Raw genomic sequence first — 17,255 nt, 5'->3', positions numbered from 1 at the left:
TGGCTCGTTGGAGACAAGAACGCTATCGCTATTTTGATGCAGGCGCTTCATCCTGCAACGCCGTCTCCAGCGTCATTTCATGGGTGAAGTTAAAGCGTGCAGTGATGTCGATCTGATCGGTTTCCTTGCGCATGGCGGGGCTGAAAGCTCCAAAGGGTGCAGAGGCCTGTGCAATGGCTTCTGCCAGCCGGTCCAGGGCGCGGTTGCCGGAGCCTTGCACCACCCGCGCATCGAGGATTCGACCGTCGTGGTTGATCAGCAGGGCCATCATCAACTGGCCGTAGAGTTTTCTGCCCGCGACTTCCGGAAAATTACGAGTGCCGCGGGCTTCGATCTTGCGCCGCAGTTCGTCGTAGTACAGGGCGTAGGTGGTGCCCAGTGTGGCTGGGCTCAGGTAACGCTTCTTGGGCCGGGAATTTTCTTCCTCCACGCGCCGTTCAATGGCCGCCAGAAGCTTGGCGAGCTGGCGCCTTTTTTCCTCCTGGGCCTCGGCATCGGGGGTGGACTTGTTCCGATCTGGATCCGGAGGCGGCAGCGCTGCCATTTGGTCGCGTATCTGCGCCATCAACTGTTCCTGCTGCTGAAGCATGGAGTCGATCTGGCGCTGGTTCTGATCGACGGCGCTGTTGCCCTGAACCTCTACGACACTGGGGGGTAAAGGTGTGCTGGCAATCCGCTTGTCGGCTGCCTCTCCTCCGCCCGCCAGGCTGGCTTGCGCCAGCGCCTGAGCCTTCTCGGGTTTGGCTTCAGATTTGGAGTTGACCAGTATCACTTCAAGTGGAGACTCCTCGAACGCCCGTTTGAATCCTTCGGGGTCGACAAATCGCACGGTCAGTAGTGCGGCATGCACCACGAACGAAAGTCCCAAAGCCCACTGGAGGACCGAGAGCGACTTGAAGAAGCGTCCAATCACGGGCTTGGATGGTCGTTGGCTGTTTCGGCTTCGCTCACATCGACCGCGATTGCAATCGGGCCGGCTGCGGCATCTTCGTCGTCGTCTTCAGGCTCGCTGTCGGCGCTGCTGGTCTCATTGCCGACCTTGCTCAGCACCTCAACGACCGTACCGCCCACGTCGAGAGCAATGTCGTCGATGGCACCCAGTTTCACCCGCACCTGGGTGCCGCGCGGCAGACCTTGCGCGCCCATCACGGTGAACACCAGCGGAAGTTCATCGGCTCTTGCCAGCCAGGCGCCGCCTGTTTGCTCGCGCAGCAGGCTGGCGGTGAGCTCGGTAATGCCTTGCTGGCGCAGGTAATGCAAGGTCCAGAAACGCTCCATGCTTGACTGATGGGCGTTGTAGGCGCTGTAAGCGGCATCAAACGCGCTGATGATGGCAAACAGCTGCGCATCCTTGGGCTTGAATGGGGCAGCCAGCGCGGCGGTCTGCCCGTGGCGTGCGGCTGCGATGATCTGCCATTGGTTGGCAAGGTCCACATAGCGGCGCAGAGGCGATGTGCTCCAGGCGTAGCTGGGCACGCCTATGCCCGCATGCGGCAGAGCCTTGGCGCCCATGCGAACCTTGACCCCAGGCGCCAGACTGGCCTGGCTGCGGTAGATGGCCGGCACGCCAAGGCTGGCCAACCACTGGCCCCAGGTGCTGTTGGCCAGGATCATGAGCTCTGCGACCATCAGATCCAGCGGAGCGCCGCGTTGGCGCGTGGTGATCTGCACCGTTTCCTGGCCGGTCGGGATATTTCCATCGTTGCCCACGAGCCTGAAGTTGTAATCAGGCCGGTTGAAGGTCTCTGGCTTGCCACGCACTTGCTCGCGCCTGGCTTTGAGGTGCTTGGCCAGTTCAAACAGAAAGGCCAACGCTTCGCGTTGGATAGGCAGCGCCAGGCTCTCGGGGTCGTTCGGCGCATCAGTTTGCGTGAGCCATTCTTGCGTGATCAGATGATCCAGCTGGTCGTGACGCAAGTTGGCCGCGATAGGTACGCGCTCCAGGCGGGTCTCGCTGCCTTTGATTTCGAACGTGGCTTCGTCCAGAGTGACGTAGAGCGAGACGGCAGGAACGGCGCGCCCTTCGCTCAGCGTGTAGGTTTGCACCACTTCGTCCGGCAACATGGTGATCTTGTAGCCGGGCATGTAAACGGTGGACAGGCGGTTTCGGCCAATCTGGTCCAAGGCGTCACCGGGCTGAAGAGCGAGTGCGGGCGCGGCGATATGGATACCCAATACCACGGTGCCGGTCCCCAATCCTTGCAGGGACAAGGCGTCGTCGATCTCTGTGGTCTGCGAATCGTCGATGGAATAGGCCTGAACTGACGCCAGGGGCAACTCTTCTGCAATAACGGGCGCTTCCAGGGGGGGGAAACCCGTGCCCTTGGGGAAGTTATCGAAAAGAAAGCGCTGCCAGTGGAACTGGTAGGCTGACTCGATCGCGCCAGCCTTTTGCAGCAAAGCCAGAGGTGCCGCCCGTGTAGCACGGCTGGCCTCGACCACCGCTTTGTATTCGGGCGCATTCTTGTCGGGCTTGAACAGAATCTTGTAGAGCTGCTCGCGAATGGGTTCCGGGCAGCGCCCTTCACCCAGTTCCGTTGCCCAAGTTTCTATCTGCGCAGCGATCTGCTTTTTCTTCTCAATGGCTGCCAGCGCTTGTGCCAGGATTTCGGCCGCTGCTCTGCGAAACCGACCTTTGCCGGCGCGGCGGAAATAATGAGGCGCTTCCTGCAATGCCATCAGCATGCCAGCCTGTTGGACCAGGCTAGGCGCATCGCCAAAGTATTCGCTTGCCAATTGGGCGAACCCAAATTCCTCTTCCGGAGCGAACTCCCATGCCAATGGCAATTCGACCTCGGCTGCCAACAGGGAGGCTTCCGCCATCAAGGCGGCGGGTGCGGGCTTCTCGAAACGCAGCAACTGATTGGCGGATTTGACCTTCAGGCGTTTGCCCGAATCCAACTCCACCTGCGCCGATGCTTCCGTCTCGGACAGTACTTTTCCGGCCAGGAATTTCCCGGCTTCATCAAACAATACAAACATGGGCTGCATTGTCTCGCACCTTGGGCTCGGGAATGTTCCTATGGACGCAGGTGCATCAAGTAAAGAGCACCTCTCGACCACACCACGGCCACCAGACGACCGTCCCTGGAGCACCCTGAAACCATCATCCGCACCAGCAAGACTCTCTCAATGATTGAGATGATAAGTATTCTTTAATTGTTAAGGCTGAGCAGTATATAGGTACTTAAGAAGTATTTCGATACGTAAAAAACCTTCTTTGCGAAATTCAAATAGGCTGAAATGATGCTTTCCATGAGTCAAGCATTTACCCCGGAAAGCCCGCTCGCAAAGCAAATCTGTGGTGCTTCCTTGAATGTGCCGAGAGACTTTTTTTCGAGTGTGAGATGAACTCCCTTTCCGACATCGCCGCAGCTCTCTCAGAGAGCATCTCCCCGTTGGAGGCCAATCAATGGCTCCATATTCCACTTGATGAGCAGCGCGAACTTCGCCTGCTTCGCTCGTCCGGAAAGTCCGGTGTGATCGCAGTCATGGCTCAAAGGCCCCTGCCTTGTACGGCGGAAGAAGTCGATGCCCTGGAAGTGATGCTCCTGGGGCTGGGTGTCGAAACGCGCTGGAGCGACAGGCTGCTGGGGGGAGTAGACGAGAACGGCTGGAACTGCATATCTCTCACGCTTGGCCAGCCGCAAGACGCCGTCCGGGTGCAAGCCAGCCTGGAGCGCGTTCTAAGCCGTTTGCTCGCACTCACATCTGCAGCGTCCATTTCTTCATCCTCTGTGGGATCCAAGGGAAGGTTGATGGCTGGGGGCTATGCATGAAACCCGCGATTTTGGCCGACCACCCCGGATTTCAGCGTTTGGTGGACAGCCTGGGGTGTCCACTGGTGCTCTCTACGCCACGCTCTTTCGACCTGGTGTTCGAAGGGGGGCTTCCTGTGACCGTTTCGCTCCACCCGAACGACCTGGAAGTCGCCATCGACGTCTGGTGTTACGACGCAGCACCGCATAAGGCGCAGGTCCGTCGCAATATCGTCAAGTCTCTGCTCATGTTGAACCACGCTGCCCTGACAGAGCAGGCCGTGCGCATTGGCATGGACTCCCGGGGCCTCATCCTGCTGCATGGCAGCCAGGTGTTGGAAGGGCTGCAAGGCACCTCCTTTTTGAACTGGCTGACCCAGTTGGTCGAGCAAGGCCGGCGGATTCGCACCCTTCTCAACACGTATGAGGAAGAGCCAGATTCCCAAACGCGTGCCGCCCATCCACGCGGGGCACTTTTGCACTGACTTATCCGCGGGGCCTCCGACGTCGACGCCAAGCCATTGGCGCCCATCACCTTCTTGAAACCACCTGAACAGGACGTACTATGACTGAACTTTCCAGCATCGCTACACGGATGGGTGTCAATAGCCTCCAGTGGCAAGTCGCCACGGATGCAGGGGCTTCACAGGGGCTTTGGGCCAGGCTGAAAGGCCTGTTCAGCACCCCGCTGGTGGGGGTAGCACAGCTCATCAACGTACGAGAGGTTTTCAAGGGGTATATCCAGGACCGGGCCGACGCCTTGAGTCAAACCGTGCCCTCGTCGCAGCGTGACAACTTGAGAGAGCGGGAGCAAGACCTGATGCAGGAGATTCTTGAAGGCTCGTTCAACCAGACCATGGACGCCGCAGTGGCGCGAGGCGATGGCAAGATTGCACAAGCGGCCCTGTTCAAAGCAATCGCCCGCGCCAACGAGCAAGCTCAAGATGCGTTGATGGAGTTGCAATCGCATTCGCTGCGGGCGCGACTGGTCGATCAACCTCTTTATGACGAGCGGCCACAGATCGTGGTGCGCGCCGATCAATCCCTGCAATTGATACGTCCAGCGCCTCGCATTGAAAACCTGGTGCTGCGTGGCGGCGGCGCAAAGGGCGTGGGCAATGCGCCAGCCCTGGTCGAGATGGAAAATGCCGGCCTGCTGTCTGGCCTCAAAAAGATCGTGGGTACTTCCGTCGGGGCGCTGACGGCGGTGAGCATCGCCAGCGGGCAGGATATCACTGCGTTTTCAGCCCTGGCAGATGGGCTGGACATGACCAAGCTGAGGAATGAGCCCGCCAGGTTTGATGCGCGTTACCCGGGCATTGATGTGAACTGGCGCGTGGGCTTTCACGGTGGCCGGACCCTGGAATTGCTGGACGAAGTCTCAGCGACAAGCGTGTCCACCTTTCTGAATCAAAACTGGAATACCGCCCAATTTCAGAACAAGCTGGCGCTTCTGCGTAGCAGGGTCGGGGACAAAGCCGTGGCTCGCCTGGAATGCTTGCGAAAGCAAGACTTTCAGGCCAATCGGGCCGACCAGATGATCACCTTCAATGATCTGGCTCTCATGCGCGAACTGGATCCAGCGAAATTCAAGGAACTGGTGCTGACAGGCTGGGATGACACGAACGATGGCATGACCTATTTCAATGCTCAGACCACTCCCAGCATGCCTATAGCGGTCGCGGGGCGCATTTCCATGAGCTTTCCCATCGTATTCAAGTCGGTCACCCTCGATCCTGGCGACGGCCTTGGGAAGCGAACATTCGTAGATGGCGGGGTGGGAAGCAATATGCCCACAGAGGTCATCATGGGCCATCTGAGCGGTCGCGACCTGGAGCAAGCGCGCTCGCGCACCGCCATCATGACGTTCGACGATAACGGAGAGGCATACGACGTGATGCACCGTCCACCAGAGGCGCGCAATGGCTTCATGGATTGGATTCTCTCCCTGCTCAGCGGTAATCCTGGCTACGGGCAGTCAGCTACCGCTGACAAGGCCAAGGAAAACGACATGGGGCCCAGCGCCTATGTGATTTTCCATGGAGATATTGGAACCCTGGATCTTCGTGCGTCGCCCGAGAGGGTGGAAAAGGCCAAACTCATGTCTACGCTCAAGACCTTGGAGCAAATCGATCAGCGCCAGGGACAAGCGTATGCCGTGGATTGCGACAGTGTCGCGGAGTGCTTTCGCCTGCTCACGAACGCAGAAAGAGAGGCGCTGGTCAAAGGAGGTGCCCCGACCCCCTTCGACTACCCCCGCTACACCGATGATCCGGCCTATCGTGCCGAGCTTGAGCTCTACCACCTTGCCCTGGAGAGAGGAAAATCCTGGGCGAGCTTGCATGTAGTCAACTACGTGTGATCACTTCAGCGGCCGGTCCGGTGCAGGCTTGCCTGCCGGACTGGTCGAAAAACCCCTAGGGCCAATCCTGTGCTCAGTCCATGTAGGCCCTAAGCCGACTGCAGTCGCAGAAACTCCAGCACCTGTCCCAGGTGCAGGTGAAAATCCGACAAAGCATGATCGCCCCCTTCCAGCAACTGGATACGGCAGGCGGCATAGCGGGAAAACATTTCTCGCCAGTCGAGCAGCTCATCGCCTTTTGCAATCAGCGCGTAAATGCGCTCAGGATGCCTGATCACGCCACTTTCCAGCTGCCGCAACTCGTCGATATATTCCCGCCGGAAGAAAAATTGCTCGGCAGGGTTGTGCCAGGCGCGTAATTCACCAATGTAGGCGGTCAAATCGCGGGCCGGATCTACGGCAGGGTTGAGCACGACGGCACGGCATGCCCGCTGTTGGGCCAACCAGGTGGCGTAAAACCCCCCCAGGGAGGAGCCCACAATGGCCATGTTCTCTGAAGGCCAGGTCTTCGTACCTTGATCGATCAGCGCGGCCGCTTCGGCGGGCGAGGGGGGCAGTTGCGGGCACCACCAGGTCACGCCCGGGTGGTCCGCTGCCATCCGCTCGGCCATTTGGCGGGCCTTGGCAGACTGGGGGGAGGAACGGAAGCCGTGCAGATAGAGAAGATGGCTGGTGCTCATGCGGTGAATTCTCCTTCATTGAACAGGCGCGATAGAGCGGATAATTCGTCATGCCTGTAGTGTTGGAACGACCCCCCCTGTGGCAACGCATGCTACCCATGTTGCGCGGCTTCGATTGGCTGCTGCTTCTGGCCGTCGTGCTGCTCGCGGGCGCTGGCCTGATGGCCATGTATTCGTCTGGCTTCGATCATGGCACCCGATTTTTTGATCATGCCCGCAACATGATGCTGGCCGGTGGGATCCTGTTTGTGGTCTCTCAGGTGCCTCCGCAGCGCTTGATGGCTCTGGCTCCCCCGTTGTACGCCTTTGGTGTCGCGCTGCTGATCGCCGTGGCCCTGTTCGGCATTACCAAAAAAGGCGCGCAGCGGTGGATCAACGTCGGGGTGGTCATACAGCCGAGTGAACTGCTGAAAATAGCGACTCCGCTCATGCTGGCGTGGTGGTTTCAGCAGCGGGAAGGACATAAGAGACCGCTGGATTTTGTGATTGCTTTCGTCCTGTTGGCCGTGCCGGTGGGCCTGATCATGAAGCAACCTGATCTCGGCACATCGCTTTTGGTCATGTCAGCAGGCCTGGCGGTCATCTTCTTTGCAGGTCTTCCGTGGAAGCTGGTTCTCCCGCCCGTGGTGCTGGGTCTCGTCGGCATTGTGCTGATCGTGGCCTATGAGCCGCAGATATGTGCGGAGGGCGTACGGTGGCCCGTGCTTCACGAATATCAGCAGCAACGGATCTGCACACTCCTGGATCCCGCCCGGGACCCTCTAGGAAAAGGCTTTCATATTTTGCAGGGCATGATCGCCATTGGCTCAGGCGGCTTGCATGGCAAGGGCTTCATGCAAGGCACCCAGACTCACCTGGAATTCATACCCGAGCGCACGACGGATTTCATATTCGCCGCGTTCTCTGAAGAGTTTGGCCTTCTTGGCAACCTGGGCCTGATCGCCGGGTTCATTTTTCTGGTGGCGCGCGGGATGGTCATTGCCGCCGAAGCCCCCACCCTGTTCTCAAGGCTCCTGGCAGCTGGCGTAACCAGCATCTTTTTTACCTACGCCTTCGTCAACATGGGCATGGTGAGTGGTATTTTGCCGGTGGTGGGTGTGCCTCTCCCCTTCATCAGCTATGGCGGAACCGCCATGGTGACCCTCGGTTTGGGGCTTGGAATCCTGATGTCGGTGGCCAAAGCGCGCAGAACCCCTTGAGCGTGGTGAGAACGCGCCCTGGATTACGCACACGGGTTCGTTGCACGCACTATCATGTGCAGAGGATGTCTGAAGTGTTTTCCAAAGTTGCCAGGTTGACCGTTCGCCACGCTTTGATGTTGGGCGTGATGGCGATAGCCCTGTTGGCTTTCACGGGGTGCGCGAGCTTGCCTGACTATGTGGACAGGCCTGTTTCCACGGCCATCAAGCCGGAAGTTGCCACCTCTTTGGGTGACTTGGTGAAGTCCAGGCGCCAGGGTGTCCGGCCTGGCTATTCGGGCTTCGCGCTGATAGATTCCGCCGATTCGGCCTACTCCAGTCGCCTGGCTTTGACCGAGCAAGCGGAAAAGACTCTGGACATTCAGTATTACGCCATCCATTCTGATCCGAGCACCAGAGAGTTGCTGCGCGCCGTGCGCCAGGCGGCCGCACGGGGCGTCAGGGTCCGCATTCTGCTCGACGATTTTCACTCTACCGGGGAGAATGCGCAGATCATGCGCATGGCCTTTGTACCCGGGGTGGAAATGCGCATGTTCAACCCCCTGCCAGGCCGGCGCGGTTCAGGGACCCTGCGCGCACTGGGGTCGCTCAATGATTTCATGCGCATACAGCACCGCATGCATAACAAGGTGTATATCGCAGATAACGCCTGGGGCATCACTGGCGGGCGTAACCTGGGCGACGCCTATTTCGGGCATGCGCAGGAGAGCAACTTCATTGACATGGACGTGCTGGCCGCAGGGCCCATCGTCCAGGACATGTCGGCTAGTTTTGATAGGTACTGGAACGATAAATTAGCCTATCCCGTGCCTTCGCTCATCACCGCGGATGAGCTGAAGGTCCTGCGCGACGCTGCAAGGCAAGCTGAGGCCCCGCCTGTGGATCGCAAGGTGGTCGCCGATCTGCCTGCCGCCATGGATCTGAAAAACGAGCCCTTGATTTGGGCGTCCGCGGCACTTCTGGTGGATAAACCTGCCAAGCTGGTGCCGGAAGAAAACGAACAGGTCACAGAAAAAGAGCAAGACACGGTGATCGACGGCCTGCTTTCATGGATGCAGCAGGCTCGGCAGGACGTGCTGATCGTCTCGCCCTATTTTGTGCCCGGACCGAAGATGATGGAGTTCCTGGCTGCCATGCGCGCGCGGGGCGTCCGCATTCGCATACTGACCAATTCCCTGGCGTCAAATGATGCGCCCCTGGCTCATGTGGGCTATGCGCGCTACAGGCAAGATCTGATCAAGATGGGGGTTGAATTGCATGAGATGCGTGCCCTGCAGCGGGAAATGGCGCGCACGGTTTTCGGCTCTTCCGGGGGCGGATCCAAGGCCAGTCTTCATGCCAAGATGATCGTGATCGATGGCCGCCTCATCAGCATTGGTTCCATGAACCTTGATCTGCGCTCGCAACTCCAGAACAGCGAAGTGGCCTTGCTCATCCGCAGCCGGGCCTTGTCCAGCCAAGCCAGCAAGCTGATTGAGCAGACGCTGGATGAGGGCGCGTGGAAGCTGAAACTGAACGAAGGCGATGGTGATCTGGTCTGGCAGGCGCCGCCCGGGGCCGACTTTGACGACGCCCGTACGGAGCCAGACGCCAGCCGGATGTTGAGGCTCATCCTTTGGTTGCTCGGGCCTCTGGCGCCTGATGAGATGCTTTAGGGCGTGTTAACACCCGCCAGGGGTGCGACGCGGAAGCTACAAACGCCCCTTAGCCCTCAAAGAGGCTTCGCGCGACGCTGCAGCTCCGAGGCAATGACAGATTCCGCGACTGCCGCGACCCGGGCTCCCGCCTGCTTGCTGCCGGCGCCAGCGTAGTGCGGCGTAATGATCAGATTGGGCGCTGACCAGAGCTCGTCCCCCGCAGGCAAGGGCTCGGGGTCCGTGACATCCAGGCCCGCGCCTCGCAGATGGCCGTCTTGCAGGCAGCGCAGCAATCCGTGGCGTTCAACCAGGGGGCCGCGTCCTACATTGATCACGATACCGCCCGCGTTCATCTGCCGGAGGGCGGTTTCGGAAACGATGCCCATGGTCAAATCACTCAGGGATATGGCGCAAATAAGAACGTCTGCGCCTTTCAGTGCTTCGTGGATCTGATGCAACTGGAACGACTGGGCTGTGCCTGCCGTGTCAGACAGGCTGCGTGACACAAAGCGGATGTTGACATCGAAACCCGCCAAAACTTTAGCCAGGTATTGGCCAATGGCGCCGTGGCCAAGGAGCGTGACCGTCTTGCCCTCGATGGAAGTCGCTTGGCGCGATAGAACTCCCTTGGACCAGGTTTGTGCACGCTGTTGCTCCCATGCCATGGGCAAGCCACGCAGCAAAGCAAAAAGCAGAGCAATGGCGTGATCACCCACTGCATTGGCGGTGGCGCCTGGCGTGTTCGATGTCCGGATCTCGGGTGGTAATTCGCACAGCGGTACGCCGTCGTTGCCGGAGCTGACCACGTGCATCCATTGCAGCACGCCACCCGACTTGACGATGGATGCGATCAAGGCCGCTTCCTCTGGCGAGGGATTGGCGGATATCAGCCCATGGGCGGTGGGCAACGCGAGGGCGACCTCTTCCCGGGTTTTGACGATTTCCAGGTCAATGCCCCTAACTTGCTGGAGCACGGCAATGAGCTCGTCTCGTCCGAGGGGGATATTGGGCCAGTAGACAACTTTCATTTCTCATCACCGTAGGCGATCTGGATCAGGGCTTCGCGCAAGGATTTCATGCGTTCAGCGCCCACGAGTTCCGTGTACTCGTCTTCGATCAGCTGGATGCTGGCGTGCATGCATCGGATGTATTCCAAGCCGGGTTCGGTGAATTTGACCAGAAAGGCGCGTTTGTCCGCACCGTCGGGTTCTCTATGGAGCAGCCCGGCTTCTTCCAATTCCTTGACCAGGCGTCCTACCGCCTGTTTGGATACACCCATGCGGCGGGCAAGGTCCACGCTGCGCGTGCCGTCCAGATCGATGAAGGGAAGCAATCTTCCACTGGCCTGACCCATGACGGCCTTGTGGCCGGTGGCGTGGCTCTTGACGAAGTCGTCATTGGCCATGTGATCGGTCAGCCGATCGAGGAAGTCACGTCTTGCCAGCAGGAGCAGGCGGCCAATGCCATGGCGCCGTGCGGCTTGCAGGGTTTGCAGTTGATTTCTAGTGAGCATGAGCCGGGGAATGTAGCACCGCCACTCGCCCCATTTCCAGAGTTTGCGACATGATGGTAAACGATGTTGACTAAATAATGGTTTGAACTTAGATTCTGAAATGAACCGTCCTACGCCGTTGGCGCACTTGCAGGCGACGCGCCTTGCAGTTCAGTCGGTGGCAACTATTGAACAAAGGAGATGTAGATGGCACGCATTGAGGTGAAGTCCGAGGTCACTGGAAAAGTCTGGAAGATCCTGGTTGCAGTCGGCCAGAGGGTCGAGGCTGAAGGCACCGTGATGGTGGTGGAGTCCATGAAGATGGAGATCCCAGTCGATAGTGAGAAAGGCGGAGAGGTCGTCGAGCTCATGGTGGGGGAGGGGGACCCCGTGGAGGACGGACAGGTCGTTGCCATTGTGCAGACCTGAGAGGTGATGGCTGATGGTGGGCCAGAAAAAGCATTGGCACACCGCCAAGTTGGCGCCCGGCAAACGCAAGGGGGCTTGGGGCCTCGTCCACGATCAAGCGCACCGGGCATCGTGGTGAGGCTTTGAATATCTTGATATCAAGGAGGTTTCCATGAATATCGTTGTTCAGTTGGCGTCGGTTTCGCGTATTTGGGCCTGTGCTGCCGCAGCGGCGGCATTGGCGGTGGGCTGGCCCTCCCTGGCGTCAGCCCAGGGCTGGCAACCTACGCGCAAGGTGGAGTATCTGGTTCCCTCAGGCCCTGGGGCCGCGCTGGATCTTGCCGCACGCGAGATCACGCAGTCGCTGGAGCGCAAGAAGATGATCGACCAGCCCATCATCGTCTCCAACCGGAGCGGTGGTGCGGGGACGGTGGCCATTCAAGCCTTGCTTCAGCATACGGGCGACGGACATTGGCTGTCTACCTTCACGACCGGCATGCTCAATGCCCGAGCCATTGGCAACGTCGCCGCGAGCTATGAAGAACTCACGCCTATCGCCGTCATGTTGGAGGAATCCATTGTCGTGGCGGTGCGAACTGATTCGCCCATCAAGAACGCGAAAGACCTTGTCGACAAACTCAAGGCTGCGCCCAACTCGCTCTCCATAGGCGTGGCCACTGCCATCGGCAACCACATACACGCAGGCATCGCGAAACCGCTCAAGGTGGCCGGAGTCGATATCGCCAAGTTGCAGATGATTCCGTTCAAGTCCTCAGCCGAATCGATGACTGCACTGCTGGGCGGACATCTGGATCTGGTGGCCGCTTCCACACCCAATGTGATCACACAGATGCAGGCCGGAAAGATTCGGGTGATCGCGGTGGCAACGGCAGAGCGCCTCGGTGGTGTGCTGTCGTCCATTCCCACATGGACCGAGCAAGGCGTGCCCGCGGTGTTTTCATCGGTACAAGGCGTGCTGGGACCCAAGGGTATGACCCCGGAGCAGATCAAGTACTGGGAAGACGCCTTCCGCACAGTGAGCGAAACACCTGAATGGAAGAAGTTCCTCGCGGCGCAGAACTGGCGGCCCATGTTCATGGGGTCCGCAGAGATGAGTCGCTACCTGGCTGCCGAATACACGGCCACCAAAAGCCTGATTGATGAGTTGAAGCTCCAAGGCAAATGAATCCAGTGAATCCAATGAAGGAGATGTCAGCATGAGTTGGAGAGAAGAAGCGCAAGAGATCCATCGCCGCAGGGAGCTGGCGGAAGCCTGCGGTGGGGTGGCCGCGGTTGAAAAGCATCACGCCGCTGGCAAGCTGACGGTGCGCGAACGCATCTCCGGTTTGCTGGATGAGCGATCGTTTCGGGAGGTGGGCAAGCTGGCAGGCAAGGCCGTCTACACCGATGGCAAACTCACAGGCTTTGAGCCTGCACCCTACGTCATGGGGCTGGGCTCGATTGATGGTCGAGCCGTCGCGGTGGGCGGTGAGGACTACACCATCCGTGCCGGCACGGGCTTCGGCAGCGACCGGCGCAAGGGGGGGCAAGGGGGGTTCGTCGAAGATCTGGCCTTTGAGTACCGCATCCCTTTGATCAACCTGATCGATGGAACCGGTGGCACGGTCAATACCGTCAAGCGCAAGGGCTATTCGGTCATTCCTGGCTATGGCTGGGATGGTTTTGAGCGTTCAGCCTCTCTGATGGGCATCGTGCCGGTGGTCAGTGCCGTCATGGGGACCGTGGCCGGCGGGCCGGCGGGCCGTGCGGTGCTGGCCCACTGGACCGTGATGGTGCGTGATACCAGCCAGATCTTTGCTGCCGGGCCTCCCGTGGTGGAGAGAGCATTCGGTACGCGCTTGCACAAGAACGACCTGGGCGGTGCCAAGATCGCCGCGGATACCGCTGGCACCATCGACAACGTGGCTGCGAACGAAGAGGACTGCCTGCAGCAGATTCGTCGCTTTCTTTCCTACATGCCGCAAAACGCCTGGGAGTTGCCGCCGTCCATCGTGTCGGCCGATCGGGTGGACCGCTGCGAGGATGCGCTGGTCGACATCGTGCCGCGCTCGGACAGGCGGGCCTACAACATGAAGAAACTGGTGGGCATGGTGGTCGATGAGGGCTCCATGTTCGAAATTCAGCCCACCTTCGGGCGTGCAGTCATTACCTCATTGGCGCGGATGAACGGGCACGTGGTGGGCGTGATCGCCAACAACCCCATGGTGGGCGGCATCGTCGATGTGAAGGCAGCGCGCAAGCAGTCGCACTTCATTGAACTTTGCGATTCGTTCAATATTCCGCTGGTGTTCTTCGTCGATGTGCCTGGCTTGCTGGTCGGTGTCGAATCTGAATCCGAAGCCATCATGCGCTTTGGTATTCAGCAGCGTTATGCATTGGCACAGGCTACGGTGCCCATCTACACGGTCATTGTCCGCAAGTGCTTCGGAGTGGCGGGCGGCAGTGTGATGGATCGAAGCGGCCTGAATTTCAAGATTGCATGGCCATCTGCGAGCTGGGGTTCGCTGCCTATCGAGGGCGGCGTCAAGGCCGCCTACCGCAAGGAGATCGAGGAAGCGCCAGACCCCCAGGCCCGGGAAGCAGAGATTGAGGCAGAGCTCCGAGCACTGTCCTCGCCGTTCCGTACGGCAGAGGCTTTCGCGGTGGAGGATTTGATCGACCCGCGCGAGACCAGGCCTTATTTGTGTCAGTTCATTGAGGCCGCGCAGCATCGTTTGCGTACTCAGACCGGGCCCAAGGCACGGACCGGCGTCAGACCGTGATTTTCGTCAAAATAATCAGGAGACAACCATGAGCAACGGCGAATCGCAAGTACCAAGGCCCGGTGTGAGTCGGCGCCGTGCGGTAGGGGGCATGGCAGGCGTGGCATTGGCTGGGCTGCTGCCTGGCATAGCGGCGGCGGCATGGAAGCCTGATCAGAATGTGGAGTTCGTGGTGCCAGCGGGTGCTGGGGGTGCTCTCGATCAGGTGGGCCGAGCCATGAAGCAGTTCTATGATGAGACAGGCGATGCCCCGCCCGGAAAGACATTCCTGGTTACCAATAAGCCAGGGGCCAACGGCAAGATCGCATTCGATTTTCTCAAGCAGCGGCCTGGTGATGGCAACTTCCTTTCCCTCAACACGCATGGCTACATTGCCAGCTACCTGACGGGCAACCTGGATGTCTTGCCGCACCGCGAGTTCACCACCATCGCCGTGCTGCAAGATGAGTATCTGACGCTGGCGGTGCGCGCTGATTCCCCCATCAAGAATGTGCGCGACTTGCTGACAGCCATGCGGCGCGACCCTGGTAGCCAACGGATGGGCGTAGCCACCAGTATTGGCAACCACATCCACGTGGGCACGGCCAAAGCCTTGAAGGCCGGCGGAGTCGACATCAAGAAGTTGGTGGTGGCGCCCTTCAAATCCTCATCCGAGTCGATTGTGGCTCTGGTGGGTGGCCATCTTGAATTGGTGGCGTCCACCACGCCTAACGTCATCACCATGATGCAGAGCGGCAAGATTCGGCTGTTGGCCATCAGCTCTCCGCAGCGGCTTGGTGGCGCGTTCAAGGATGTGCCGACTTGGCGCGAGAGTGGCGTCGATTCCGATTTCAGCTCCGCACTGGGCATCATCGCGCCCAAAGGAATCTCGGCCGACCAGCTCGCTTACTGGGAAGGCCGGTGCAAGGAGCTGGTAGAGCACAAGGAATGGAAGTTGCTGGTCGAGCGCAATCAGAGCCGCTCGAACTTCATGCCGCACGCCGAAGCACAGGCTTACTATGAAAGGGAGTACCAATCCATGCGTGGCATCGTGAGTGAATTGGGGCTGTTGCAGGTGAAGGCATGACGCAAAGTGATTCGAACGCAGCGCAAGCCGAAACATCTGCCGCAGGGCCGGCGGCTTGGGGACCGCTTTCCGGCTACCGCGCCATCGAACTGTGCTCCACCGTAGCAGGCCCAGCCTGCGCGAAGTTGCTGGCCGACTTTGGTGCGGATGTCATCAAGGTCGAGCCGCCCGCAGGTGACCCGCTTCGCAGCATGGGGCGGCACAAAGGCGATGTATCGCTGTACGCCGCCACCATTTTGCGCAACAAGCGGGCGATCACCATCGATCTTAAAAAACCTGATGGCGTGAAGCTCGTGCGGGCCTTGGCCATCAAAAGCGATCTATTGGTAGAGAACTACCGCCCGGGGGTCATGGAGCGGCTGGGTCTCGGCTACGAAGAGCTGTCCAAGGAAAATCCAGGCTTGGTCATGGTGCGAATTTCAGGCTACGGCCAGACCGGCCCCTACAGCGGGCGACCAGGATACGGCGCGATTTGCGAGGCGGTGGCTGGCGTGCGCCACCTCACCGGAGACCCGGATCGTCCTCCTGCAAGAGTGGCATTGGCCACCACCGATTACCTGACCTCGGTCTACGCCGCCTTTGGTGCCGTCACTGCGCTGCTGGCGCGCGGGCGTACAGGACGCGGCCAGGTTGTCGATGCGGCGCTCTATGAAGCAGCGTTTTCGCAAATGGAAGCTTATGTGCCCGCCTATGAGACGACAGGGTTCGTACCCAACCGGGTCGGCCCCAATCTGCCGAACATGGCGCCCAATAGTCTGTACCCCACCAAGGACGGCGGCTATGTGCTGATCGCTGCCAACAGTGACGCCACCTTCAAGCGCTTGATTGACGTGATGGGGCAACCCGAGTTGATCAACGACCCCCTCATGGCCTCGATCCGTCTGCGCGGATCCAACATTCCCTATTGCAATCACATCGTGTCTGCGTGGACCATGCAGTTTGATGGCATAGAGATTGAACGCATGCTGCTAGAAGCCGAGGTGCCGGTCTCGCGGGTCTACACCATGCCGGACATCTTTGCGGACCCTCACTTCGCTGCTCGCGATATGCTGCCACGCGTGCCGCACCCGCAGTTGGGCGAACTGGTGCATCCCGGGATAGTCCCCAAGCTGTCGGACACGCCCGGACGCATCGTGCACAGCGGCCCTGACCTGGGCCAGGACACGCGTGCAGTTCTGAGTGACGAGCTGGGCCTGTCTACCAGTGAGATTGCAGATCTGTTCGAGCGGCAGGTGGTGTTCGAAAAACCAGCGGGGGCCTAGAACCTATCCCTTGTCCGTTGACGACCTGTTGAGACTTTCCTAAATCAGGAGAACCACCCGTCAGGCTGTGGTTCTATGGCTCAGCCAAACTCCACTCCGTTCGGTCTGAGCCTGTCGAAGCCTGCCCTGAGCTTGTCGAAGTGGCCTTGTGCAACGCTTCGACAGGCTCAGCGCGAACGGACATTGGTGATTTCTAGGCCCATGAAATTCAAGTGTCTAAAGGCGTGCATTGAATTTCATGCTCTACGTCATGCTCCAAACACCGTTCGGGCTAAGGTTCCATAGTTCAGGCAAACACCAAACACCGTTCGGGCTGAGGTTCCATAATTCAGGCAAACACCAAACACCGTTCGGGCTGAGCCTGTCGAAGCCTTGCGCAACGCTTCGACAGGCTTGTATGGTTGAGGCTCCATCAACAAACCATGAAGAAAGGGCGAGGAGCCGGGATGGAGGGACATCGACAGGCATCGGCCGTTGCTTTAGATCCAACGGACCGACTTACTGAGTTACCACCCCATCCCTGCGCCGAGCGACGATTAGGAACCTGGCGACGTCACCTGCATGATGCAGGCTCGATCTCCAATTCTTGCAAGCTCACGCCGACAGCA

The 17,255-nt window shown here is 59.4% G+C and carries 15 protein-coding genes; 10 read left to right on the top strand and 5 right to left on the bottom strand.

From position 1 onward, the window contains the following. Positions 1-28 precede the first annotated feature (28 nt). Both ABIE13_RS22820 and ABIE13_RS22815 read right to left on the bottom strand, forming a co-directional pair. On the bottom strand, positions 29-910 hold the full coding sequence (locus ABIE13_RS22820) for an energy transducer TonB (protein ID WP_436278464.1): 882 nt from the start codon (positions 908-910) through the stop codon (positions 29-31). Then, positions 910-2,982: a ribonuclease catalytic domain-containing protein gene (locus ABIE13_RS22815; protein ID WP_354447742.1), complete on the bottom strand. Its 2,073-nt coding sequence runs from the start codon at positions 2,980-2,982 to the stop codon at positions 910-912. The genes ABIE13_RS22820 and ABIE13_RS22815 overlap by 1 nt, the downstream gene beginning before the upstream one ends. A gap of 365 nt (positions 2,983-3,347) precedes the next feature. On the opposite strand from ABIE13_RS22815, the gene ABIE13_RS22810 reads away from it, so the two are divergent. The 3 genes from ABIE13_RS22810 (at position 3,348) to ABIE13_RS22800 (ending at position 6,120) form a co-directional block, all read left to right on the top strand. Next, positions 3,348-3,779 carry a hypothetical protein gene (locus tag ABIE13_RS22810; protein WP_354447740.1) on the top strand — a complete coding sequence of 144 codons (432 nt, stop codon included), beginning with the start codon at positions 3,348-3,350 and terminating at the stop codon, positions 3,777-3,779. Then, complete coding sequence (locus ABIE13_RS22805; RefSeq protein ID WP_354447738.1) at positions 3,776-4,243, top strand: CesT family type III secretion system chaperone; 468 nt, start codon at positions 3,776-3,778, stop codon at positions 4,241-4,243. The genes ABIE13_RS22810 and ABIE13_RS22805 overlap by 4 nt, the downstream gene beginning before the upstream one ends. An 80-nt stretch (positions 4,244-4,323) precedes the next feature. After that, the gene (locus tag ABIE13_RS22800; protein WP_354447736.1) at positions 4,324-6,120 is read left to right on the top strand and encodes a patatin-like phospholipase family protein; all 1,797 of its coding nucleotides are present in this window, start codon (positions 4,324-4,326) and stop codon (positions 6,118-6,120) included. A gap of 89 nt (positions 6,121-6,209) precedes the next feature. Here ABIE13_RS22800 and ABIE13_RS22795 read toward each other — a convergent pair whose 3' ends face one another. Further along, a complete protein-coding gene (locus ABIE13_RS22795; protein ID WP_354447734.1) occupies positions 6,210-6,800 on the bottom strand; it encodes a YqiA/YcfP family alpha/beta fold hydrolase in 591 nt (196 codons plus the stop codon). A gap of 50 nt (positions 6,801-6,850) precedes the next feature. Here ABIE13_RS22795 and rodA point away from each other — a divergent pair, with 50 nt between their 5' ends. Both rodA and ABIE13_RS22785 read left to right on the top strand, forming a co-directional pair. Continuing rightward, positions 6,851-7,999, top strand: a complete 1,149-nt coding sequence (rodA, locus tag ABIE13_RS22790; RefSeq protein ID WP_354447732.1) for a rod shape-determining protein RodA — start codon at positions 6,851-6,853, stop codon at positions 7,997-7,999. A gap of 74 nt (positions 8,000-8,073) precedes the next feature. Beyond that, positions 8,074-9,654, top strand: coding sequence for a phospholipase D-like domain-containing protein (locus ABIE13_RS22785; RefSeq protein ID WP_354447730.1), 1,581 nt, complete (start codon positions 8,074-8,076; stop codon positions 9,652-9,654). A 56-nt stretch (positions 9,655-9,710) separates the two neighbouring features. Here the strand turns inward: ABIE13_RS22785 and ABIE13_RS22780 are convergent, their stop codons facing one another. Both ABIE13_RS22780 and ABIE13_RS22775 read right to left on the bottom strand, forming a co-directional pair. After that, positions 9,711-10,664 carry an NAD(P)-dependent oxidoreductase gene (locus ABIE13_RS22780; RefSeq protein WP_354447728.1) on the bottom strand — a complete coding sequence of 318 codons (954 nt, stop codon included), beginning with the start codon at positions 10,662-10,664 and terminating at the stop codon, positions 9,711-9,713. Further along, on the bottom strand, positions 10,661-11,149 hold the full coding sequence (locus ABIE13_RS22775) for a MarR family winged helix-turn-helix transcriptional regulator (protein WP_354447726.1): 489 nt from the start codon (positions 11,147-11,149) through the stop codon (positions 10,661-10,663). The genes ABIE13_RS22780 and ABIE13_RS22775 overlap by 4 nt, the downstream gene beginning before the upstream one ends. Positions 11,150-11,335: 186 nt before the next feature. Between ABIE13_RS22775 and ABIE13_RS22770 the strand changes: the two genes are divergently transcribed. From ABIE13_RS22770 to ABIE13_RS22750, 5 genes are all read left to right on the top strand, one after another. Then, positions 11,336-11,557 (top strand): acetyl-CoA carboxylase biotin carboxyl carrier protein subunit, encoded by a 222-nt coding sequence (locus tag ABIE13_RS22770; RefSeq protein WP_354447724.1) that lies wholly within the window; start codon positions 11,336-11,338, stop codon positions 11,555-11,557. Between the two features lie 151 nt (positions 11,558-11,708). Next, positions 11,709-12,722, top strand: a complete 1,014-nt coding sequence (locus tag ABIE13_RS22765; RefSeq protein WP_354447722.1) for a tripartite tricarboxylate transporter substrate binding protein — start codon at positions 11,709-11,711, stop codon at positions 12,720-12,722. Between the two features lie 31 nt (positions 12,723-12,753). Beyond that, positions 12,754-14,319 carry an acyl-CoA carboxylase subunit beta gene (locus tag ABIE13_RS22760; protein WP_354447720.1) on the top strand — a complete coding sequence of 522 codons (1,566 nt, stop codon included), beginning with the start codon at positions 12,754-12,756 and terminating at the stop codon, positions 14,317-14,319. A gap of 28 nt (positions 14,320-14,347) precedes the next feature. Beyond that, the gene (locus tag ABIE13_RS22755) at positions 14,348-15,385 is read left to right on the top strand and encodes a Bug family tripartite tricarboxylate transporter substrate binding protein (RefSeq protein ID WP_354447718.1); all 1,038 of its coding nucleotides are present in this window, start codon (positions 14,348-14,350) and stop codon (positions 15,383-15,385) included. Then, on the top strand, positions 15,382-16,647 hold the full coding sequence (locus ABIE13_RS22750; protein ID WP_354447717.1) for a CaiB/BaiF CoA transferase family protein: 1,266 nt from the start codon (positions 15,382-15,384) through the stop codon (positions 16,645-16,647). Before ABIE13_RS22755 ends, ABIE13_RS22750 begins: the two co-directional genes overlap by 4 nt. Positions 16,648-17,255: the final 608 nt, after the last annotated feature.

Source organism: Ottowia thiooxydans (assembly GCF_040548795.1).
GTDB classification, from domain to species: Bacteria; Pseudomonadota; Gammaproteobacteria; order Burkholderiales; family Burkholderiaceae_C; genus Ottowia; species Ottowia thiooxydans_A.
Note: the sequence above shows the minus strand (reverse complement) of the source record. Positions and strands in the feature narration are given on the sequence as shown.

What these genes read in the sequence shown, in the direction of transcription:
- ABIE13_RS22810 (WP_354447740.1), top strand. Translation starts at nt 3,348, where the DNA reads ATGAACTCCCTTTCCGACATCGCCGCAGCTCTCTCAGAGAGCATCTCC.
- ABIE13_RS22775 (WP_354447726.1), bottom strand. Translation starts at nt 11,149, where the DNA reads ATGCTCACTAGAAATCAACTGCAAACCCTGCAAGCCGCACGGCGCCAT.
- ABIE13_RS22815 (WP_354447742.1), bottom strand. Translation starts at nt 2,982, where the DNA reads ATGTTTGTATTGTTTGATGAAGCCGGGAAATTCCTGGCCGGAAAAGTA.
- rodA (WP_354447732.1), top strand. Translation starts at nt 6,851, where the DNA reads ATGCCTGTAGTGTTGGAACGACCCCCCCTGTGGCAACGCATGCTACCC.
- ABIE13_RS22805 (WP_354447738.1), top strand. Translation starts at nt 3,776, where the DNA reads ATGAAACCCGCGATTTTGGCCGACCACCCCGGATTTCAGCGTTTGGTG.
- ABIE13_RS22800 (WP_354447736.1), top strand. Translation starts at nt 4,324, where the DNA reads ATGACTGAACTTTCCAGCATCGCTACACGGATGGGTGTCAATAGCCTC.
- ABIE13_RS22780 (WP_354447728.1), bottom strand. Translation starts at nt 10,664, where the DNA reads ATGAAAGTTGTCTACTGGCCCAATATCCCCCTCGGACGAGACGAGCTC.
- ABIE13_RS22755 (WP_354447718.1), top strand. Translation starts at nt 14,348, where the DNA reads ATGAGCAACGGCGAATCGCAAGTACCAAGGCCCGGTGTGAGTCGGCGC.
- ABIE13_RS22760 (WP_354447720.1), top strand. Translation starts at nt 12,754, where the DNA reads ATGAGTTGGAGAGAAGAAGCGCAAGAGATCCATCGCCGCAGGGAGCTG.
- ABIE13_RS22765 (WP_354447722.1), top strand. Translation starts at nt 11,709, where the DNA reads ATGAATATCGTTGTTCAGTTGGCGTCGGTTTCGCGTATTTGGGCCTGT.
- ABIE13_RS22750 (WP_354447717.1), top strand. Translation starts at nt 15,382, where the DNA reads ATGACGCAAAGTGATTCGAACGCAGCGCAAGCCGAAACATCTGCCGCA.
- ABIE13_RS22795 (WP_354447734.1), bottom strand. Translation starts at nt 6,800, where the DNA reads ATGAGCACCAGCCATCTTCTCTATCTGCACGGCTTCCGTTCCTCCCCC.
- ABIE13_RS22770 (WP_354447724.1), top strand. Translation starts at nt 11,336, where the DNA reads ATGGCACGCATTGAGGTGAAGTCCGAGGTCACTGGAAAAGTCTGGAAG.